The sequence below is a fragment of the Paenibacillus mangrovi genome (genome assembly GCF_022898935.1).
Taxonomy (GTDB): domain Bacteria; phylum Bacillota; class Bacilli; order Paenibacillales; family Paenibacillaceae; genus Paenibacillus_AQ; species Paenibacillus_AQ mangrovi.
Genome location: NZ_JALIRP010000005.1, coordinates 464,988 through 486,504, shown reverse-complemented (window position 1 = coordinate 486,504; position 21,517 = coordinate 464,988). Strand labels below are relative to the sequence as shown.

At 46.5% G+C, this 21,517-nt stretch carries 17 protein-coding genes and 1 rRNA gene; 9 read left to right on the top strand and 9 right to left on the bottom strand.

From position 1 onward, the window contains the following. The 3 genes from MUG84_RS15185 to gyrA all read right to left on the bottom strand — a co-directional run. Positions 1-120 (bottom strand): 16S ribosomal RNA (locus MUG84_RS15185); the annotation flags it as partial. A gap of 317 nt (positions 121-437) precedes the next feature. Beyond that, positions 438-1,535 carry an HD-GYP domain-containing protein gene (locus MUG84_RS15180; RefSeq protein ID WP_244726054.1) on the bottom strand — a complete coding sequence of 366 codons (1,098 nt, stop codon included), beginning with the start codon at positions 1,533-1,535 and terminating at the stop codon, positions 438-440. A gap of 192 nt (positions 1,536-1,727) precedes the next feature. Next, positions 1,728-4,277 (bottom strand): DNA gyrase subunit A, encoded by a 2,550-nt coding sequence (gene gyrA / locus MUG84_RS15175; RefSeq protein ID WP_244726052.1) that lies wholly within the window; start codon positions 4,275-4,277, stop codon positions 1,728-1,730. Between the two features lie 509 nt (positions 4,278-4,786). On the opposite strand from gyrA, the gene MUG84_RS15170 reads away from it, so the two are divergent. Further along, entirely contained in the window at positions 4,787-5,629 is an 843-nt protein-coding gene (locus MUG84_RS15170; RefSeq protein ID WP_244726050.1) for a YheC/YheD family protein, read from the top strand. 61 nt (positions 5,630-5,690) lie between these two features. On the opposite strand, the gene gyrB is transcribed toward MUG84_RS15170, so the two are convergent. The 6 genes from gyrB to dnaA all read right to left on the bottom strand — a co-directional run bounded on the left by gyrB (position 5,691) and on the right by dnaA (position 12,060). Further along, positions 5,691-7,604 carry a DNA topoisomerase (ATP-hydrolyzing) subunit B gene (gene gyrB, locus MUG84_RS15165; RefSeq protein WP_244726048.1) on the bottom strand — a complete coding sequence of 638 codons (1,914 nt, stop codon included), beginning with the start codon at positions 7,602-7,604 and terminating at the stop codon, positions 5,691-5,693. A gap of 69 nt (positions 7,605-7,673) precedes the next feature. After that, positions 7,674-7,925: an extracellular matrix regulator RemB gene (remB, locus tag MUG84_RS15160; RefSeq protein ID WP_244726045.1), complete on the bottom strand. Its 252-nt coding sequence runs from the start codon at positions 7,923-7,925 to the stop codon at positions 7,674-7,676. Positions 7,926-7,938: 13 nt separating this feature from the next. Continuing rightward, positions 7,939-9,051 (bottom strand): DNA replication/repair protein RecF, encoded by a 1,113-nt coding sequence (gene recF / locus MUG84_RS15155; protein WP_244726043.1) that lies wholly within the window; start codon positions 9,049-9,051, stop codon positions 7,939-7,941. A 61-nt stretch (positions 9,052-9,112) separates the two neighbouring features. Then, positions 9,113-9,331 carry a S4 domain-containing protein YaaA gene (gene yaaA / locus MUG84_RS15150; protein WP_244726041.1) on the bottom strand — a complete coding sequence of 73 codons (219 nt, stop codon included), beginning with the start codon at positions 9,329-9,331 and terminating at the stop codon, positions 9,113-9,115. Between the two features lie 35 nt (positions 9,332-9,366). Beyond that, positions 9,367-10,509, bottom strand: a complete 1,143-nt coding sequence (dnaN, locus tag MUG84_RS15145; protein ID WP_244726038.1) for a DNA polymerase III subunit beta — start codon at positions 10,507-10,509, stop codon at positions 9,367-9,369. A gap of 204 nt (positions 10,510-10,713) precedes the next feature. Continuing rightward, positions 10,714-12,060, bottom strand: coding sequence for a chromosomal replication initiator protein DnaA (gene dnaA, locus MUG84_RS15140; protein WP_244726036.1), 1,347 nt, complete (start codon positions 12,058-12,060; stop codon positions 10,714-10,716). A gap of 862 nt (positions 12,061-12,922) precedes the next feature. Here dnaA and rpmH point away from each other — a divergent pair. The 8 genes from rpmH to noc all read left to right on the top strand — a co-directional run bounded on the left by rpmH (position 12,923) and on the right by noc (position 21,183). Continuing rightward, positions 12,923-13,057, top strand: coding sequence for a 50S ribosomal protein L34 (rpmH, locus tag MUG84_RS15135; RefSeq protein WP_019914530.1), 135 nt, complete (start codon positions 12,923-12,925; stop codon positions 13,055-13,057). 341 nt (positions 13,058-13,398) lie between these two features. After that, positions 13,399-13,749 (top strand): ribonuclease P protein component, encoded by a 351-nt coding sequence (rnpA, locus tag MUG84_RS15130; protein ID WP_244726034.1) that lies wholly within the window; start codon positions 13,399-13,401, stop codon positions 13,747-13,749. A gap of 73 nt (positions 13,750-13,822) precedes the next feature. Beyond that, positions 13,823-14,719, top strand: a complete 897-nt coding sequence (locus MUG84_RS15125) for a YidC/Oxa1 family membrane protein insertase (protein WP_244726032.1) — start codon at positions 13,823-13,825, stop codon at positions 14,717-14,719. Beyond that, positions 14,716-15,420, top strand: a complete 705-nt coding sequence (gene jag, locus MUG84_RS15120) for an RNA-binding cell elongation regulator Jag/EloR (RefSeq protein WP_244726030.1) — start codon at positions 14,716-14,718, stop codon at positions 15,418-15,420. The genes MUG84_RS15125 and jag overlap by 4 nt, the downstream gene beginning before the upstream one ends. A 195-nt stretch (positions 15,421-15,615) precedes the next feature. Continuing rightward, positions 15,616-16,992, top strand: a complete 1,377-nt coding sequence (mnmE, locus tag MUG84_RS15115; protein ID WP_244726028.1) for a tRNA uridine-5-carboxymethylaminomethyl(34) synthesis GTPase MnmE — start codon at positions 15,616-15,618, stop codon at positions 16,990-16,992. A 52-nt stretch (positions 16,993-17,044) separates the two neighbouring features. Next, positions 17,045-18,931, top strand: a complete 1,887-nt coding sequence (gene mnmG, locus MUG84_RS15110; protein ID WP_244726025.1) for a tRNA uridine-5-carboxymethylaminomethyl(34) synthesis enzyme MnmG — start codon at positions 17,045-17,047, stop codon at positions 18,929-18,931. Positions 18,932-18,934: 3 nt separating this feature from the next. Continuing rightward, a complete protein-coding gene (rsmG, locus tag MUG84_RS15105; protein ID WP_244726022.1) occupies positions 18,935-19,654 on the top strand; it encodes a 16S rRNA (guanine(527)-N(7))-methyltransferase RsmG in 720 nt (239 codons plus the stop codon). A 713-nt stretch (positions 19,655-20,367) separates the two neighbouring features. Then, entirely contained in the window at positions 20,368-21,183 is an 816-nt protein-coding gene (gene noc, locus MUG84_RS15100) for a nucleoid occlusion protein (RefSeq protein WP_244726020.1), read from the top strand. The last annotated feature ends 334 nt before the right edge of the window (positions 21,184-21,517 follow it).

The following is a 21,517-nucleotide window of genomic DNA, read 5'->3' as shown; positions in this document are numbered from 1 at the left end:
TTACTCACCCGTCCGCCGCTAACCATCAGAGGAGCAAGCTCCTCATCAAGTCCGCTCGACTTGCATGTATTAGGCACGCCGCCAGCGTTCGTCCTGAGCCAGGATCAAACTCTCCAAGAAAGTTTGTAGCTCATTTTGAATCTGACGAGATTTAAATCTCATTTGTGCTCCACAGTTCGGGGACCGAACTGCTTTGCGTTTTGACTTCATTGCTGAAGTCTGTATCTCACTCGTTGTTCAGTTTTCAAAGATCAAATTCTTTCGTTTTCGTTACCGCTCGTTTATCTCAGCAGCAACTCTTATAATATATCATGTATTTCGTTTTAATGCAAGCTTTTTTTAAAAAAAGAAATATTTTAAAAGCTGCATTGTATTGTTTCACGCCTTCGGAAAGGCAAGAAATAATATAACACAGCTTCATTAACTAAGTCAACTATTTAATTTGAAGATATCACTTCATCGATATAAAGATGTCTTTGCTGTACCAGGTTAACAATCTCTCCGCCTACCGAAATCATGGGCCGCGTCGGATTGCTGCGATCCGTAAAGACGATCTCTCCAACCTGGTCATTGCTAAGACGGACAACCGTACCATTATGAAATTCCGTCGCCTTTTGAATAAAAATCTGCACCAGGGTTGGATCAAGTTTACCGAATGCTTCAGTTTGGATTTGCTCCAACACTAGATATGGGGACTGAGCCTTCTGATAAATACGGTTAAGCGTCATAGCGTGGAAAATATCCGTGATGCCCACAATCTTGGCATATACATGGATCTTGTTTCCCTCAAGGCGCAGCGGATATCCCGATCCATCGACCTTCTCGTGATGCTGAAGTGCCGCAAGTCTAACACCTTCGTTAATGGCTGTTGTGTTCTTAAGGATCTGGTAGCCATAAGTCGTATGCTTGCGCATTTCTTCCACCTCTGCAGCAGATAATGGCTGGGGCTTGAATAGAATTGCCCGATCAACCTTTACATTGCCGATGTCATGAAACAGGCCGGCAAATGCCGCCTGCATCCAATCCTTTTGCTGAAGCCCGCCCCACTTGGAAAGCAGGTAAGAAGACAGAGCACATAAAACAGCATTATGAAAAATGTAGTCATACTCATTCATTGATTTTGGCGTGAACGTTAATGGGTTATAGTCCTTGATATGCGCTATCAGTGCTTCCAGCTGGTTACGTAGCTCGTAGATCGGCAAGTCAGTAGCAATGACGGATTGATATGCGCTTTTGACGAGCAAAATCAGTTTGTCATATTCATCATAAAGGTTGGAGATCTTATTGGCTGGAGCCTGCTCGGCTGGTTTTGAATTATTCAACTGGCTTTTGCGTGATGCTGGCTTTGAACCATGATTCGCATCCGCTTCTCCTGTATCCACCTCTACATACTGCACCATAAAGGCCCGCAGGATGTCTAAGTCACGAGGAAGCAAAACCGTGCCCTTTTGCAGCAGTAGCCCCCCCAGTGGGGTATGTACATCTTTTAACAACTTAATGCCGGGTTTTAATTCCAAAATAGATATGCTGGCCATAACGATTCCCTCGCTAACTTCCATCTATAAGTAATGGCAATATACACCATTATATTATGGATAGTATGCCTGTACAATCTATATTCCGGCAGGAATCAACCAATCACTGCTCCAAGTTTCCCCTTTCTACTCCCTTCTAAACAAAAAGAGCAGGGCTCTTGAATAATCAAAAGCCCTGCTCAACAAATATATCTATTCTTCTTCTGAAGATCCTTCTGTTCCGGCATCCTCAGCAGCCTCTGTAGGCTCGGTACCTTCGGATGAAGCGGTTATACCGTTCTCTTCGAACTCGGCACCTTCTTCATCATCCTCAGGCTCCTCACTCTTGTCTGCACGGCATACCGTAGCTACAAAGTCGTCCTCGCGGATATTGATCAGCTTCACGCCTTGTGTATTGCGGCCCATAGTGGAAATTCCATCTATGCTTGTACGGATCAGTGTTCCGCTGGATGTAATGATCATCAGATCTTCATCCGGTTTTACAACCTTCAGACCGACAACAGAACCGTTTTTATCGGTTATGTTCATCGTCTTGATCCCCTTACCACCGCGGGTCTGGGAACGGTAATCATTGAGCGGCGTCCGTTTTCCGTAACCTTTGGACGTTACAATCAGGGCATCCAGGTCTTTATCTACGACATCCATACCGATTACCTGATCATTGTCATCAAGTGTGATTCCTTTGACCCCAGTAGCACTGCGGCCCATGGAACGAACATCGTTTTCAGAGAAGCGGATCGACATCCCTTGTGCCGTACCCATAATCAATTCCTGCTGTCCGTCGGTTAATTTCACTTCAATCAGGGAATCATCTTCACGAAGGTTAATCGCGATGAGACCACCCTTGCGGATATTCACGTAGTCCTCAAGCGGCGTTTTCTTGACAATCCCGCTCCGTGTAACGAAGAACAGGTATTTGTCGCTTTCGAATTCCTCGACCGGGATCACTGCATTGATCGTTTCTCCCTGTTCAATCTGAATCAGGTTGATGATCGCCGTTCCGCGGGCAGTACGGCTCAGATCAGGAATTTCGTACGCCTTAAGCCGGTATACCTTTCCTCTGTCGGTGAAGAACATGAGGTAATGGTGGGAGTTGGTTACAAACAGATGCTCGACAAAGTCCTCATCCTTCGTATCCATGCCCACAACCCCGCGTCCGCCCCGCTTTTGGCTGCGGTACGTGTTAGCCGGCAAGCGTTTGATGTAGCCTGTATGGGTAATGGTGATGACCACTTCTTCACGCGGAATCAGGTCTTCATCCAAAATGCTTTCTTCACCCACCGTGATTTCGGTACGGCGTTCATCGGCATAACGTTCTTTGATTTCAAGCAACTCGTTGCTGATGATCTCCAAAACCAATTGATGGTTGGCCAGAATTTCCTTGTACTCGGCAATTTTGGTCATCAGTTCCTGGTATTCATTTTCAATCTTCTCGCGTTCCAGACCGGTCAGGCGCTGCAAACGCATTTCGAGAATCGCCTGCGTTTGCTCATTGCTGAGGCCAAAGCGTTCAATCAAGCGTTCACGGGCAATATCAGTCGTCTGGGATCCGCGGATTATGGAGATGACTTCATCCAGATGATCCAAGGCTACGCGCAAACCTTCAAGGATATGGGCGCGGGCTTCGGCTTTTTTCAAGTCGTATTCCGTCCGGCGGCGAATGACTTCAACCTGGTGCTCCAGGTAGTAATGCAGTACATCGCGCAAACTCAGAACTTTTGGTTCATTTTTCACAATGGCCAGCATGTTAATGCCAAATGTAGATTGCATCGCTGTATGTTTGTACAGGTTGTTCAGCATAACACTCGGATTCACATCGCGGCGCAGCTCGATGACGATCCGCATACCCGTACGGTCGGATTCGTCACGAAGGTCTGTAATGCCGTCAATACGCTTCTCACGTACGAGCTCGGCAATCTTCTCCACCAAACGCGCTTTATTCACTTGGTATGGAAGCTCAGTCACGACAATCCGCGCTTTATTATTATGTTCCTCAATCTCCGCTTTGGCACGCATGGTTACGGAGCCGCGTCCGGTTTCATAGGCCTGCCGGATTCCTGAACGTCCAAGTACATAACCGCTCGTTGGGAAATCCGGGCCGTGAATATAATCCATCAAATCCAGCGAAGTCAGATCAGGATCCTTGATCAGGGCAAGTGCGCCATCGATAACTTCACCCAGATTATGCGGCGGAATGTTGGTAGCCATACCAACGGCAATACCGGATACACCATTCACCAAAAGGTTCGGGTATCTCGCAGGCAGCACGACCGGCTCCAGCTCTTCGCCATCATAGTTTTCGGTAAAATCAATGGTTTCTTTGTTAATATCGCGCAGCATTTCCTGAGCAATCTTCGATAGACGTGCTTCGGTATAACGCATAGCAGCCGGAGCATCGCCGTCAACAGAGCCAAAGTTGCCGTGACCTTCGACAAGCATGTAGCGCATCGAAAAATCCTGGGCCATCCGGACCATCGTTTCATACGCAGGTACGTCACCGTGTGGATGATACTTACCGATGACCTCGCCGACGATTCTCGCCGATTTCTTAAACGGTTTGTCCGGGGACAACCCAAGTTCGGACATGGCATAGAGCACGCGCCGGTGTACCGGCTTCAGTCCATCCCGTACATCCGGCAAAGCCCGGCTCACAATGATGCTCATCGCATAATCCATAAAGGATTCGCGCATTTCAACACCAATGTCCCGCTCCTTAATCTGGGGATTATTTTCTTCTGCCATGGTGGACCTCCTCCATTTCACTCACAAACGCATCTATATTCAATCTAAACTAAAGCTCAAGCGGCAGCAGGCCTTAAAAAGAAGCCTTTTTCAGAACTTCTGACAGTACGAACTTTAGTTCCATACAAGCATAAAACGGCATGCCGCAATCCGCCGGTTACCGGAGGAAGCAGTACCGTTCGATGATTAAAATTACGATAAAACCATCAATCTTTATTATATTACTTTCACAAAAAGAGCACAATTAAACGTTTAGCTTTTCTCTCCCGTAGTACCGCCCAACTTACACGCTTATGGGGATACGCCCTACCTTTCTTTGTCGCCCGACATATACTGATAGGCAAAAGAAGCTATTTTTAGGTGTAATTTTAAAATCACAGCATCTTTATATTATACCATTCATTCGCTACCTTGTCCTATGTTTTACACATTCCTTGATCTTCTTGCTCCCCCTTATTGGGCAGACTGCTGCCTTCCAATCTCTACTTTCGCGGAAAGGATGAAATGTCTTGGCCATACAGCGTGTTCCAAGTAAGTGGGTTAAAACGAAAGTACTGCTACATGACAGCCAGATCACACGCTATATTCCACTCACTCTCAAATACTCAAAGGCCACACTCGGCGAAATGTTAAACATTCACCCGCTAGTATATATCAAGCCTGATGTCGGTACTTACGGCAATGGCGTCATGTGCGTCGACCGGCTTCATGAGCAGAGTAATATTGAGCAGAGTAATTTGGAGCAGGACAGCGAGCCCGTCCCCCAAGAACATTACCGGCTGCATTATGAGACCCGCAGCGATGATTTTAATTCCTTGGACGATCTGCATCGTGCCGTCCACAGCCGCACAGGGAAAAAGCTGTATCTCATACAGCAGGGCATTCCCAAGTTGAAATACATGGACCGATCGTTTGATTTAAGAGTATTGACGCAAAAAACGCCCTATGGCAACTGGGAGACCACTGCCATCGTAGCCCGTGTGGCAGCCATAAATAGAATCATTACCAACTATCACAGCGGCGGGACCATTAAAATGCTGGACGAGGTACTTACAGAACATGCTCCCAAGGAAAGAATCGACACCCTTGAAAAAGAACTCTACGAGCTCGGTGAAGCTACCGCCAAACAGCTGCAAAATGATTATCCAAGACTGAAAGAAATTGGACTGGATATTGCCATCGGTCCAGAGTTATCCCTATGGATTCTAGAGGTTAATACAATGCCTGCCATTCTCCCTTTCAGGAATTTTTTCAAGGATAAAAGCATATACCGCCGCATTCAACATTATGCCATAGCCTATGGACGCATTTGGGCTCCAAAAAAGAAAATCCGCCGCAAATCCAGAGTATGAGCAGCCACCAAAAAAAGAAGAAGGTGCACACATAGGCACCTTCTTGGCATTATTCACTCGTCTAGATATCCAGGTTCTTCACATGCTTAGCATGCTCGTGAATGAAATCACGGCGCGGCTCAACATTATCACCCATCAGGGTATCAAAAATCATATCCGCCTGCATTGCATCTTCAATGGTCACCTGCAGCATGGTCCGGCTTTCCGGATCCATTGTAGTTTCCCACAGCTGCTCAGGATTCATCTCACCCAAACCTTTATAGCGCTGAATGTTGAATTTGGCATTTTCTCCGAACTCAGCGATAATTTCATCGCGTTCTTTTTCGGAACCGGCATAACGCACCGTTTTATTCCGTTCGATTTTGAACAAAGGTGGCTGAGCGATATAAATATATCCCGCTTCAACCAGCTGCCGCATATACCGGTAAAAGAACGTCAGGAGCAGTGTTCGGATATGCGCTCCGTCGACGTCGGCATCGGTCATGATGATCAGCTTATGGTAACGGGCTTTGCTGATGTCGAAATCCTCGTCACCAATCCCTGTTCCCATTGCGGTTACCATAGCCCGGATTTCCAGGTTAGACAGAATCCGGTCCAGACGCGCTTTTTCAACGTTCAGGATCTTACCGCGGATCGGCAGGATCGCTTGGAAATGACGGTCGCGTCCCTGTTTAGCGGATCCACCGGCGGAGTCCCCTTCGACGATATAAAGCTCACTGATCGATGCATCCTTGGAGGAGCAATCTGCGAGTTTTCCCGGCAGGGCACTGATTTCGAGCGCACTCTTCCGGCGTGTCAACTCACGCGCTTTACGCGCAGCTTCGCGGGCACGGGACGCCTGCAACGCTTTTTCCAGTACGCGTTTGGAGACAGCAGGATTCTCACCCATGAACTCCTGCAGTTTTTCAGAAAATAGAGATTCCACGATACCGCGGACCTCACTGTTTCCAAGTTTGGTCTTCGTTTGTCCTTCAAACTGAGGCTCAGGGATTTTGACGGAAATGATCGCTGTCAGACCTTCACGGACATCATCACCGGAGAGGTTGGAGTTGCTGTCCTTGATCATGCCGCTCTTACGGGCATAATCATTGATGATACGAGTCAAAGCACTCTTGAAGCCGGACTCATGCGTACCGCCTTCATGCGTGTTGATGTTGTTGGCAAATGAATAAATGTTCTCCGTGTAGCTGTCGTTGTACTGCAGCGCAATTTCGACCTGGATCATATCGCGTGAGCCTTCAACGTAAATCGGCTGCTCATGGAGTGGCTCCTTTTTCTCGTTCAAATACTTGACGTACTCAATGATGCCGCCCTCATATTTGAAATAGTTGGATGCCCCTGTCCGCTCATCTGTCAGCGTCAGGGCAATGCCTTTGTTCAAGAAAGCCAGTTCTCTGATCCGTGTCAGCAGCGTGTTGTAATCATATTCGGTCGTTTCGGTAAAAATCTCCGGGTCAGGTAAGAATGTAACTGTCGTTCCGTGATCGTCGGTATCGCCGACAATTTTAATATCATACTGCGGAACGCCCCGATGGTATTCCTGTTGATAGATATGCCCGTCACGTCTTACCTGCACGACAACCTTCGTCGACAATGCGTTAACGACAGAGACACCCACACCATGCAGACCGCCGGATACCTTGTATCCGCCGCCGCCGAATTTACCGCCTGCATGCAGCACAGTCATAACGACTTCAAGTGTGGATTTTTTCAGTTTGGCATTTTCACCGACTGGGATCCCCCGTCCGTTATCAATAACCGTAATGCTGTTGTCTTTGTGAACGATAACTTCGATATGATCACAAATGCCGGCCATAGCTTCGTCAATACTGTTGTCGACGACTTCCCATACCAAATGGTGAAGGCCTTTGGCGCTGGTGGATCCGATATACATACCAGGACGTTTACGGACGGCTTCCAGACCCTCCAGAACCTGAATCTGACTCTCATCATATTGCGGTTGATTCATAGACATGCCTGTCACCTACTTCTATAAATTCTATATCTGCTATTACGAATCCCAATGATTTAAAAAACTTATATGTCAAGCATTGGCCACAAACACTTTGGCCCGCTTCTTGAGTGTGGAGGATGAAATCGGGGAATAATAGACTGTGCTCTGGGTCACGACGATGGACTTGGCTTCCTCTTCACTGATATATTCCACATTCTTCTGCTGACATGCATGGCTGGCAAATTGCTTGGATATTTTTGAAGATTTCTCGATCGATATATCAAAAATAGCGACCAATTCCGCAGAACGGATAATTTTTTCACCGCCCAGATGAATATACATAGTCCTCAGCTCCTTAAGAGCCAACGTGTCCGTCATGAACATGAAAGATGTTGGCGTTCTTCAGTTTATCCACACTCAGGCTCTCGACTCCCGTCGCTGTAATAAAGGTCTGCACCTTGCTCTGAAATGTTTCGATCAGCTGCGTTTGGCGGTAAGGGTCAAGCTCGGACAATACATCATCCAGAAGCAGTACCGGATATTCCCCGATCTCTTCCTGGATTAGTTCAATTTCCGCCAGTTTGAGAGACAATGCAGTCGTACGCTGCTGTCCCTGAGATCCGTAAGTATGCACTTCCCTGCCATTGATGAAAAAGGCCAAATCATCACGATGAGGCCCGGCAAGTGTCATACCGCGCCGAAGCTCCTGATCCTTCAGTTGTGATAATTTTAACATAAATTGTTCAAAAAGATAAGCTTCATCTTCCTCCGTCTCTTCGCCAAACGACGGAAGATAGACAAGTTTCAGGTCTTCGCTGCCGTTCGTAATGCCGTGGTGGATGGTTTCTGCCCATCTTTGCAGCTTTACTATGAATTGTTTCCTCTTTTTGATGATTTTAACACCGTGCTCTGCCAGCTGCTGGTCCCATACCTCCAAAAGCCCCTGCTGCGGCTTGTCTTTGCCCCACATTTGTTTGAGCAGATTATTCCTCTGATTCAGCACCTTCTGGTACTGCTGCAGGTGAAAAAGGTATCCGGGCTGAACCTGACCGATTTCCATGTCAAGAAAACGCCGGCGTATGCCAGGCGTTCCCTTCACAATCTCCAGATCCTCAGGTGCGAACATAACCACATTTAGCGATCCGATAAAGTCACTCAGCTTCCGCTGCTCGAGACTGTTGATCTTGGCTCTCTTCCCCTGCGGTGAAAGATTCAGGTCCAGCGTGAGCGGGCCGTACTTCTTCTCCACCACGGCAGACAGGTGCGCACTTTTATCCTGAAAAGAAATCAATTCACGATCTCTGGAGGTACGGTGGCTTTTGGTCAGCGCAAGAACAAAAATTGCCTCGAGCAAATTGGTCTTCCCCTGTGCATTTTGTCCGATCAGCAGATTGACATCGCCAAAAGAATCCAGCTTCAGTTCCTCATAGTTGCGGTAATGCTGCAGACTAATGCTTTTTACAAACACTGCGTTTCCTCCTCATCTCCCGCCTATCGCCACTTATAGCCGCGGCTTCGTGAGGGGCATATCAGGACTCGCGGGCTACTGTAAATTCGCCGCAGTCCTCCACCTTCACCTGGTCTCCGGGATAGAGCTTCCGTCCTCGGCGTTCCTCAGGCTCTCCATTCACAAGTACCTGACCTTCCTGTAGCAGCGCCTTCGCCATTCCGCCTGTGGGTACGCAGTCAGCCAGTTTCAAAAACTGATCAAGCTTAATATATTCACTGTGGATAACTATTTCTTTCATCGTTAACGCCCTTCCTGTGCATAAGTTCAGAGCTTTTAGTTCGTGGTCCGGTAAGGAAGAATGATATACGAGCTTTGGCTGTCATCCATCGGTTTGAGGATAATCGGGCTCATCATGCCGGTAAAGGCAATCATCAGCTGCTCGCTTTCCACGATTTTCAGCACATCAAGCATATATTTGGAGTTGAAGGATATGCGCAGCGGCTCCCCTTTGAAATCAATCACATCGAGTTCCTCACGCACTTTACCGAGCTCGGACGAACTCGAGGAAATTTCAATGCCCCCGTTTTCCATTGTCTGTAGCCGCACAATATTCGTTTTTTCCTCACGGGACAGCAAATAAGCACGGTCGATCGATTCGCTTAATTTTTTTGTGTCCAAAACGAGTTCTGTTTTATAGCTTGTCGGAATAATTCTAGAAGTATCCGGATAAATGCCGTCCAGAATACGGGAATAGAACAATACGCGGTCCAGCTTGAAGAGAACTTGGTTGTCCGCTACAACAATATCAACCAAAGCATTTTGATCAGGCACGATTTTGCTCAGCTCGTTCAGTGTTTTGCCGGCAATGACGACATTGCTGAATTTCACTTCTTCCGTTCCTTCCAAATGGGCAGATCGTGTCGCAAGACGGTGGCGGTCTGTGGCAGTGAATTTCAGATCATCATTCTCCAGGTTCCACAAAACCCCTGTCAAAATTGGTGTCGTTTCCTGAGTGGAAATGGCAAATACCGTTTGACGGATCATATTTTTCAGCAGTGCGCCCGGAATGGAAATCGTCTGATTGCCTTCAATGTCAGGAAGCACAGGGAATTCCTCTGGATCGAGACCGACCATCTGAATTTCAGTGGCACCGGAAGAGATAAAGGTTTGGAACTGCTCTTTTACCTCCATCTGAACTTCCTGGGAAGGTAGCTTTTTGATGATTTCCACGAAAAATTTGGCTGGAAGCACAACGCTGCCGGGTTGCTCCACCTGTACGATCGTTTTGTTGTCATCCTCTACAGGAATAAACGACTGAATCGAGATATCCGTATCACTTGCCGTCAAAGTGACGCCCTGATGAGTGACATCCAGCTTGATGCCTCCAAGGATCGGAATAGTGGTACGGCTGGATATCGCTTTGGATACATGCTGAATGGATTCGTTAAGGACATTTTTAAGAATGCTGATCTTCATTTTTTCACTCCTAGCAGGAATTTCGAGCTGAATGGGAGAGTACCTTTTTTGAACTCGTTCTTTGCGCAGCTCTTATGGTTATATTTATATATTTAAAACATAGTAATAGCAGTAGGGGCACTGAATATGTGGATAAGCCCGGAAATCCCCAACAAATTAAGCCTATCCACATGTGTATAGATTGTGCATAGGCTTTGAACTTGTTCAGGTCGGATTTTTGATTTTTTCTGTAATGTTATTGATCACTTTAAAAAGATCCTGGTCATTCTTCAGCGACTGGGATATTTTTTCATGCGCATGAATCACGGTGGTGTGGTCCCGGCCTCCGAAGGCCTCACCGATTTTGGGCAGAGAAAAATCCGTCAACTCGCGCGAGAGATACATGGCAATTTGTCGTGGGAAGGCGACGGCTTTCGTTCGTTTGCGTGCCTTGAAATCCTCCAGCTTCAAATTGTAGTATTCCCCGACTTTTTGTTGAATGTCTTGGATGGTGATCATTTTCGGTCGGCTGGAAGGGATGATATCCTTCAATGCTTCTGCAGCCAGATGCGTTGAGACGTCTTGATTGGTAAGCGACGAATAGGCGACGACCCGGATCAAGGCACCCTCGAGCTCACGGATGTTCGTATCGATCTGATTGGCGATATACATCATGGCTTCGTTCGGAATGTCGAGATTTTCGGCCTTCGCTTTTTTGCGTAGAATGGCGATCCGCGTTTCCAAGTCCGGAGGCTGAATGTCAGTAATGAGTCCCCATTCGAAGCGGGACCTGAGCCGATCTTCCAGGGTCGGAATTTCCTTTGGCGGTCTATCACTGGAGATAATGATTTGCTTCTGTTCCTCGTGCAGCGCGTTAAATGTATGGAAAAATTCCTCCTGAGTCGATTCTTTCCCAGCAAGGAATTGAATGTCATCAATCAGCAGTATATCCACGTTGCGGTACTTGTTACGGAAACTTTCCGCCCGGTTGTCCCGGATGGAATTAATGAATTCATTCGTGAATTTCTCGGAAGAAATGTACACGACGCGGCTTGCAGGATTATGCTCCAGGATGTAATGGCCAATAGCGTGCATCAAGTGCGTTTTTCCCAGCCCTACGCCCCCGTATAGAAATAAAGGGTTGTATGCTTTAGCCGGCGCCTCGGCGACGGCGAGCGATGCCGCATGGGCAAACCGGTTCCCGGATCCAATAACGAATGTATCAAAGGTGTATTTGGGATTTAGCATATGGTTGAATGCTTCTTCTTGGGTCACCTGAGGCACTGGAGCGGGCTGCTGGGTAACCACTTCTGCAGGCTTGTTCTCTTCGATGACGAATCTGACGTCAACTTGTTTGCCAAGCACTTCGAAGATGGTCGTACTGACGAGTTTGGTATAGCGGCTTTCCAACCATTCAACAGCAAAAGTGGTAGGCGCGGAAATGACAATGGAGTGGTCACTCATTTGGATCGCTTTCGTTGCTTTAAACCAGGTGTCGAAGCTTGGCTTGCTTAGCTTGGTATGAATAATGGATAGGATTTGCTGCCATAATTCGGAAGTATGGCTGTCCACTGACTGTCACTCCTTTAAATCTTCCAAATGCGGCTTTGCCTTCGCCACTTGAGTGGAATTGTCGAAAAAAAATGAATGCTGGTGAATCTTATCCCCAATTTCACATTAGGAGAAAATAAAAAAAAGTGGACAAATTAAAATTGTTCACAAGTTTATCCACAGCTTGTTGATAATATTATGGGTGAAAACAGATATTCACATCCAAAAGTAATATAATCATAGCAAAAGAATCCCTTTTTATCAATGTATGCGTCCAATTTATCCACAAATTCAATAAGTTGTGTATAAATTGTATTCACAACACTATATATTGTTTATAAATTGTTTAAGTTTCGACAGCATCCTTAAAATTACCAAATAAGTTGTGCACAGCTTGTGCCGGAAAAGAGAAAGCTGCGGCGATTCTTGTGAACAAGTGGATAAGTGGGATCTGTGGATTTTTATGAATCGAATTTCGCTCGGCCTGTGGAAAACCTCTTTTAATATCAGCGAGCTTAAATCAAGGGGAAGGCCAAGGATTTTCAATTTTCTTGAGAGGCCAAAGAGCAATAGCATTAAAGAGGGAGAGATGCCTTAAGTCTCATGAAGGTCGAATGTAAAACTGCAGCTGGCTGTCTAAGGAACAGGTAGATCTGAGAAAGTACCTCGATAGACGTTTTTCTTTTTAGAGGGACAGCGAAATGGTGAAATTGGATAAAATGAGGGAGGATGCCTTTTTTTCGCTGTGATTTTGATGTAAATGAGGGAAGGGATCAGTTGACTTTTAGCTCTTGACATGGTTAAATGTATAAAGGCATTTTCTGTGTAGATGAAAATGAATTAACCATAAGGTTATGAGATCCTGTAAGGGGGTGTGCAATACATGAGACCGACATTTAAACCGAATGTGAGCAAACGCAAAAAGGTTCATGGTTTCCGGAAAAGAATGAGCACGAAAAACGGCCGTAAAGTGCTGGCAGCTCGTCGCCTGAAAGGCAGAAAAGTATTGAGTGCGTAAATTTCGTGCATGAAGACCACTGCGGTGGTCTTTTTTTCTTCATTTTTGCAGGAATACGGTACGTTTATAAGTTGGATTAATATAGATTCGCTTCAAAATGAGCAAAAAAAAGGGAAGGATGAACTTGGCAGCAGGTGGTTTATGATCGCCGAGGGATGACGATACTGAATGTGATCTTTCCTTATATTATATGAAGTAAAAATTTAAACATCGATTTGCAGGTAATTAGAAGGATGCATGATAAGAGATTCTTGGTCTAGTCATGCTAAAAAATAAAGCTTTCTTATTGTCAAGAAATGACCGCTTGAACAGTGAGGGCGGATGGCAGGCAGGGGATATGATTGCAAAAAAGTTTACGTTTACGAAACCGAGCGGACTTCAGCCGCGTATATCGTCATGGGAAGTCTTTTGCGAACCACCAGTTTGTCGTGTATTGGTTCCGCAAAAAAGAGGTAGAAAAATTTAGAGTGGGTATTTCCGTCAGTAAAAAGGTGGGCAATGCTGTTGTCCGCAACCGGATGCGTCGGCTCGTCAAAGAGATTGTCCGTCATCAAGAGGATAAGCTAATCGAGCATGTGGATCTTGTTTTTATTGTTCGCAAAGGTGCGCTGGATATGCCTTATAAGGACTTGGAAAAAAGCGTGCTTCATGTGCTGCGCAAAGCGTCGCTGCTGCGGCCTCCAGCGCGGTGAAAGTTGGTTTCTTTGTCCATATAATTATGGTATGATCTATGTTGAACGGAAGTGTTCAGAGAGGGGTTATCAAGTGTCGCTATTCAAGACGAGACGAGGCAGGAAACTGATCCTGCTTATTGCTGTAATGATGCTTGCAGTGATGGTATTAACTGCGTGCGGTACCAGTGGTAGTAGTTCGATAACATATACAACCGAAGATATGAGAAATAGCGGTAGTTTCTGGCAGAGAAACGTTGTTTATTATTTCTCGTATGCACTGGATACGTTTGCACATTGGTTTAATGGTGAATATGGACTGGCCGTCCTTGTTATGGTGATTATCGTGCGGACGCTTATTTTGCCGCTGTCGATCAAACAGGTTCGAAGCTCAAGAGCCATGCAGGCGATCCAGCCTGAGCTTGCCAAGATCAAAGAGAAATACAAAGATAACCCGGAGAAGCAGCAGCAGGAAACGATGCGCTTGTTCCAGGAAAATAAAGTTAACCCGATGGCAGGATGTTTGCCGCTGATCGTGCAAATGCCTGTATTTATCGCTCTCTATAACTCGATTATTCATAATAAATATTTATATGATCATTCTTTCTTATGGCTTCAGCTTGGTAAGCCGGACCAAACCTTTATCCTACCGATACTTGCTGCAGCAACGACATTCATTCAGTCCAGCATGATGATGAAAATGAACCCAAGCCCGCAGCAGGGGGCTATGAAGTTCATGATGATGGTGTATCCGGTACTCATTTTCTTCATGTCGTACCAGTTCCCGTCTGCGCTGCCATTATACTGGTTCTACAGTAACCTGTACACGATCGTACAGAACTATTTCTTATACCGCAATCACAAGCCGAATGCGAATGTAGCGGCCGTATCTTCCGCCGGAGGCAGTGGTGGAAAGAACAACAGCCAAGGCAATAAGAGCAATAAAGGCAATGCGGGAAAAGGTAAAAAGGGGGCCAAAAAATCTAAATGAGCAAAGTCGTCGTATCAGGAAAAACCGTTGAAGAAGCTGTAAGACAAGGACTGGCCCAGCTTGGGGTAAGTCAGGACCGGGTTACGGTCAATATCATAACGCAGCCGTCAAAAGGATTCCTGGGACTGATTGGCGTCAAGGAAGCGAAGGTTGAGCTAACGCTGCTGCCTGATCCTGAGCCAACTCCAGTCAAGACGGCATCAACATTGCCATTAGATCCGGCTGTGCCGGTGGCTGAGGAAGAGAAGACTGAGCTTGATCCTTACGAAGAAGCCGTACAGTTTATCAAAGATGTCGGCAAAAGCATGGGCCTGGATGTCACCGTAGATGTCCAGCATGCCAAGGATGTTACAACGCTTCAAATATTCGGACCTGATTTGGGCCTCATTATTGGTAGAAGAGGACAAACCTTGGATGCCCTGCAGTACCTGGCCAACATTGTGGCCAACCGCTATTCGGACAGCTATATCCGCATTGTGCTGGATGCAGAAAATTTCCGGGAGCGGCGCAAGAAAACGCTGGAGGATTTGGCGGACCGCCTTGCGGGCCGCGTCATCCGTTCACACAAGGAGGTTGTCCTTGAGCCGATGTCTTCACAGGAGCGTAAAGTCATTCACTCCAGACTGCAGGATCATCCGCAGGTGAAGACATACAGCAAAGGGGAAGAGCCAAACCGGCGTATTGTCATTACATTAAAGTAGATGGGATTCATATCCTGAGATGAGCATGGATGTGCAATGACTTTACTCAGCTGTCACAGCTGATGAAGTCATTGCTTTTTTCGTAGATAAGGAGCTGTTTGTTCAGTCCTGGAGTCTTTACAATCCCCGAGGTGGATAGGATAGAAGTAAGAGGGCGATGGAGGAATGACAGCAGGAAAAATGAGGTGAAAGACGTTGCTTAGTGATACAATTGCAGCCATTTCGACGGCCGTGGGGGAGGCGGGCATCGCGGTAATCCGTGTGAGCGGTCCCGAATCCATTGCCGAGGTGGAGAAGATTTTTCATAGTAAAACCAAGCTGACCGAGGCGGCGACGCATACGGTCCATTATGGGCACATCATTGATCCGGATGGAGAAGAGCGGGTAGAAGAGGTTTTGGTTACCGTCATGCGCGCTCCACGTTCTTTTACAACAGAGGATGTCGTAGAGATCAGCACGCACGGCGGCGTCATTTCAGTGAAAAGAGTGATGGATCTGCTGCTCCAGCAGGATATCCGTTTAGCGGAACCGGGCGAGTTCACGAAGCGTGCTTTTTTGAATGGACGGATCGATCTGTCCCAAGCGGAAGCCGTCATCGATTTGATCCGGTCCAAATCGGACCGGGCTTTCTCTGTCGCATTAAAACAGGTGGAGGGAGCTCTGTCCGAGCAGATCAGGCAGCTGCGGCATATTTTGGTGGAGACAATGGCACATATCGAGGTGAATATCGATTATCCCGAGCATGATGTCGAATCGCTCACGGCCGAGTTTATCAAGGAAAAGAGTACCGAGGTCATGCAGGGGATAGCGAAGCTGCTGAAGACTGCCGAGCAAGGCAAGATTTTGCGTGAGGGAATTACCACTGCCATTGTTGGCCGTCCGAATGTCGGTAAATCCTCGCTGCTGAATGCTTTGGCCCATACCAATCGTGCGATCGTAACGGATATTCCGGGAACGACGAGAGATGTCATAGAGGAGTTTGTTACAATTAACAATATTCCGTTGAAGCTGCTGGATACCGCCGGTATTCGTGAAACGATGGATGTCGTGGAGAAAATTGGCGTGGAGCGCTCCAAGCATGCCGTTACAGAGGCGGACCTGATTCTGCTTGTTCTGAATACCAGTGAGCCGCTGCATGAGGATGAACTGGAATTAATGGAACAAATCCGCGGTAGACAATCGATTGTCATTATGAATAAAATGGACTTACCTCCACAGCTGGATAAGGATATCTTGTCGCGGTATTATGCGGAGGATTTGATTGTACCGATGTCTGTGAAGGCACAAGAGGGGATCGATGCGCTCGAAGCTGCTATCTCCCAGCTCTTCTTCAGCGGTAGCATTGAATCTGGGGATTTGACTTATGTCAGCAATGTGCGTCATATTGCCCTGCTTAAAAAGGCGAATAAATCGCTGCAGGATGCTTATGATGCCGCTGAGCAGTTCATTCCGATCGACATGATCCAGATCGATGTTCGGCTCGCTTGGGAGCAGCTGGGTGAGATTATTGGCGATACGGCATCGGATTCGCTGCTGGATCAAATATTCTCACAATTCTGTTTAGGTAAATAAAGAACGCGCTTATATAAATTTATTTTTCGAATATGAAAAGGAGGTTTTATGCATGAGTTTTGATGGCGGCAGCTATGATGTGATTGTCATCGGCGCGGGTCATGCCGGCTGTGAAGCTGCCCTCGCTGCAGCCCGTATGGGAAGCAGCACGCTGATGATTACGATAAACCTGGATATGGTTGCTTTTATGCCCTGCAATCCTTCGATCGGAGGACCTGCGAAAGGTCATGTCGTCCGTGAAATTGATGCGCTCGGCGGGGAAATGGGACGCAATATTGATAAGACCTATATTCAAATGCGCATGCTGAACACAGGGAAGGGACCGGCTGTTCATGCCCTGCGTGCCCAAGCGGATAAATTTCTGTATCAGCATACCATGAAGGAAACGATGGAAAAGGAACCGAACCTGACCATGCGTCAAGGAATGGTGGAAGAGCTGATCGTGGAAGACGGCGTCTGCGTTGGTGTAATTACCAAAACCGGTACGGCATACCGCGCCAAATCCGTTGTTTTGACGACCGGTACTTACCTGCGCGGTAAAGTGATTATGGGTGAAATGACGTATGAGAGCGGCCCGAACAACCAACAGCCTTCGATTAAACTGGCTGAGAACTTGCGCGAGCTTGGATTTGACCTCGTTCGTTTTAAAACAGGAACACCTCCGCGTGTTCACAAATCGACCATTGATTTTTCGAAAACGGAAATTCAACCAGGCGATGAGAAGCCGAAGTTCTTCTCCTATGAGACCGAAGGTTCTGATAACGAACAGCTTCCTTGCTGGCTGACATATACGTCGCTCGAAACCCATCAAATTATTAATGCCAACCTGCATCGGGCACCAATGTTCTCCGGCATGATTGAGGGAACAGGGCCGCGCTACTGCCCATCCATCGAGGATAAAATCGTACGCTTCAGCGATAAGCCGAAGCATCAGATTTTCCTGGAGCCCGAAGGCAAAAATACTTCTGAATATTATGTCCAAGGTCTATCCACCAGTATGCCGGAGGACGTTCAGCTTGCTATGCTGCGTTCCATTCCAGGTCTGGAAAAGGTAGAGATGATGCGTAACGGTTACGCGATCGAATACGATGCCGTTGTTCCGACACAATTGTGGCCTTCGCTTGAAACCAAAATGATTCCGGGGCTGTTCACTGCCGGGCAAATCAATGGTACTTCTGGTTATGAAGAAGCTGCTGGACAAGGAGTCATGGCGGGTATTAACGCGGCACGCCGCGTTCAAGACAAGGAACCAGTCATTCTGGATCGTTCGCAAGGATATATCGGTGTATTGATCGATGATCTGGTAACGAAAGGAACCAATGAACCATACCGTCTGCTGACATCCCGTGCGGAATACCGCTTACTTCTGCGGCACGATAATGCGGATCTGCGTCTGACACCGCTTGGCCATGAAATTGGTTTGATCTCCGATGAACGTTTCGCGAAGTTCCTGGCTAAGAAGGAAAAGGTGGAGCAGGAGATTGAGCGCCTTCAGGCAGCCAAAGTAGGTCCTTCCCATGTGAATGAGATGCTGGAACGGTTGGGGTCTGCGCCAATCCAGGATGGCAGCAATTTGCTGACGATTTTGCGTCGTCCGGAAGTCAGCCATGATCATATCGAAGAAATCTCCCCGTCTCCGTTCAACCTGACTGAGGAAATGAAGGAGCAAGTCGAGATTCAAATCAAATATGCCGGATATATCGAAAAACAGCTTATCCACGTGGAACGCCTGAAAAAGATGAATAAGAAGAAGATTCCGGAAACGATTGATTATAATGAAATCGAAGGCATTGCGATTGAAGCGCGGCAGAAGCTTTCGAGTATCCGGCCAATCTCAATCGGGCAGGCATCCCGTATTTCCGGCGTAACGCCTGCGGATATTTCCATTCTACTGGTTTATCTGGAGCACTATAACCGGGTAACAGCCGCAAGAGGTTAACGCATGGACCATATACAAGAGGCTTTTACACAGCGACTTCATGAAAAGGGGATCGAGGTTAGCTCGTCCCAATTGGAACAGTTTGAAACCTATTATCAAGAGCTCGTCTCCTGGAATGAAAAGATGAACCTTACCGGCATTACAGATCGGGAGCAGGTTTATACGAAGCATTTTTATGATTCCATATCTCTTGCCTTTTATGTAGATATGAATCAGGTGAAGACGATGGCGGACATTGGATCCGGTGCGGGTTTTCCGGGGATTCCGCTTAAAATATGCTTCCCGCATCTTCACTTAACCATTATTGATTCACTGAATAAGCGAATTAACTTCCTTCAGCATGTTGTGCAGGAAACCGGCTTGGAGTATGTCCAATCGCTGCATGGCCGGGCTGAAGATTGGGCGCGTAAACCTGAACATCGTGATCATTATGATCTGGTTACAGCGCGTGCAGTAGCAAAGCTTTCGGTGCTGAATGAATTCTGCCTTCCTTATGTGAAAGTAGGAGGGGTCTTCGCGGCCATGAAGGGCAGCAGTCCGGATGAGGAAGTGAAAGAAGCATCCCGAAGTTTGAAAGAGCTTAAAGGGAAGCTTAACCGGGTGGAACAGTTCACTCTTCCGGTGGAGGAATCGGAACGTCACATCATCGTGATTGACAAGACAGGGGCGACACCGGGTAAATACCCCCGAAAAGCAGGGACAGCTATTAAAACGCCTCTATAGCTGGTATGAAATCTCTCAGAAATGGAGAGTACAAAAGATTTTCATAGTTTAATATCGAAAGAGATTAAGAGGAATGTTTCACGTGAAACATCCCTCTTTTTTTAAAAATATAGAAAAGTATAAAACTTCGAAGAATCAGTATTCTTATATCGCAAGAAAAACTACCTCTAAATGGTCTGGATTCTGCGAATTACATCGATAATGTTTTTCTTATGGGTTTTTCCCCATCATTGAATCAGGAACCCCCAACTAAAAACAAATCATCATTACCATTTATTCTCAATCTATGCCTTTAAAAAGTGAAGAGTCAATTTGAGTATTCCGTCACGATGTTTGCAAATTATATCATCAGAAAAATCGGATGTAAGTACAGTGTTTTCTTATAAACAGGATCGTAATGGTTCCTCAAAAAATAAGTACCGGGCAGGAAAAAAAGAGGACTTTGGAGAATAGGATTATATGAAAAAAAGTGGTAGAATAGAGAGAGTTATGATAAGCAGAATTAAGCGGTGATTTTACTTAATGTTTGACCGGAGCGCAGGGCGCTAGAAATGTTTGTTCTACAGATTTTACAGGACTTACATACAGTTTGTAACAGGTTTAAAAGGCGTATTTTCGACTCATGAGATTTGGAAGCAAATCGATTGCTACACATGATGCTGACCAAGCGCTTTGCCAAAGTGCTATTACGAATTTAGGTGGTAATATACGGAATGAAAGAACAATTTTCTAAATTGTTTGGTTTGACGGAGCGCAACAATGGTGATGAAGTGAAACAAATTCCGGTGGGGGAGATTGTCAGCAGTCCATATCAGCCCCGCACGATTTTTGATGATGATAAGATTGATGAGCTATGCCAGACCATTAAGACGCATGGCATCATTCAGCCGATTGTTGTTCGTGTCCGTAATTCCAAATATGAGATTATTGCCGGAGAACGGCGCTGGCGTGCTGTAACGAAACTAGGGATGGAGACCATCCCGGCGATTGTTCGTGAATTTAATGACTCGCAGGCAGCTTCGATTGCTTTAATCGAGAACTTACAGCGTGAAGGTTTGACCTCGATCGAAGAGGCGGTAGCTTACCAAAAGTTGATTGATCTTCATCAATTGACTCAGGAAAGCCTTGCGCAGCGTCTCGGTAAAAGCCAGTCGACCATTGCTAATAAAATCCGTCTGCTTCATTTACCGGAAGAAGTGAAGACGGCCCTCATGGAGCGTAAAATTACAGAACGACATGCTCGTGCATTGCTGTCTCTGGATACAGAAGAGCTGCAGCTGAAGCTGTTGACTGAAATTATCTCCAAGGAGCTCAATGTCAAACAAACAGAAGCAAGAGTTGCTTTTTATAAAGAAGCTTCAAAAATTAAAAAGTCCAAACGCATTTCATTTACCAAGGATGTACGTTTGGCTTTGAATACCATCCGTCAATCCATTGATATGGTATCCGATTCGGGATTGACTATTAAAACGACTGAAAATGACCGGGAAGATCATTATGAAATCGTAATACAGATTCCCAAGCGTTAATACTTGTTGGGCTTTAGGCGGTTTTTAGGCCGCTTTTATCGGCCCGTGAATGCAGCAAACGGCTTCTGGTGATCTCCCTGACAGGGCGAGAGGAAGCGGTTTGCATTTTTGCTGTATGGCGCTGTGAATCAGATAATAAAAGAATTCGATGCTTGTGGTTCCAGGCTCAGGATTTCCTTCTGTAAGGAAAAAATGCACTCGTGCAGGGCGAAGCCGTTTCAGTTTGTACCTGGAGAATGGTCCTCATGTTCTGTCAGGATCAGATGCAGTGAAGCTTCTTCCAGGATGTATGCAGCCGGTTGTTTTGCTGTGTAACACAATCCCGTGACCTACA

Excerpts from the sequence above, each read along its gene's own strand:
- gyrB (WP_244726048.1), bottom strand. The coding sequence starts at position 7,604 with ATGTCTATGAATCAACCGCAATATGATGAGAGTCAGATTCAGGTTCTG.
- rsmG (WP_244726022.1), top strand. The coding sequence starts at position 18,935 with ATGGACCATATACAAGAGGCTTTTACACAGCGACTTCATGAAAAGGGG.
- yaaA (WP_244726041.1), bottom strand. The coding sequence starts at position 9,331 with ATGAAAGAAATAGTTATCCACAGTGAATATATTAAGCTTGATCAGTTT.
- mnmG (WP_244726025.1), top strand. The coding sequence starts at position 17,045 with ATGAGTTTTGATGGCGGCAGCTATGATGTGATTGTCATCGGCGCGGGT.
- noc (WP_244726020.1), top strand. The coding sequence starts at position 20,368 with ATGAAAGAACAATTTTCTAAATTGTTTGGTTTGACGGAGCGCAACAAT.
- dnaN (WP_244726038.1), bottom strand. The coding sequence starts at position 10,509 with ATGAAGATCAGCATTCTTAAAAATGTCCTTAACGAATCCATTCAGCAT.
- MUG84_RS15180 (WP_244726054.1), bottom strand. The coding sequence starts at position 1,535 with ATGGCCAGCATATCTATTTTGGAATTAAAACCCGGCATTAAGTTGTTA.
- jag (WP_244726030.1), top strand. The coding sequence starts at position 14,716 with ATGAGCAAAGTCGTCGTATCAGGAAAAACCGTTGAAGAAGCTGTAAGA.
- remB (WP_244726045.1), bottom strand. The coding sequence starts at position 7,925 with ATGTATATTCATCTGGGCGGTGAAAAAATTATCCGTTCTGCGGAATTG.
- rpmH (WP_019914530.1), top strand. The coding sequence starts at position 12,923 with ATGAGACCGACATTTAAACCGAATGTGAGCAAACGCAAAAAGGTTCAT.
- gyrA (WP_244726052.1), bottom strand. The coding sequence starts at position 4,277 with ATGGCAGAAGAAAATAATCCCCAGATTAAGGAGCGGGACATTGGTGTT.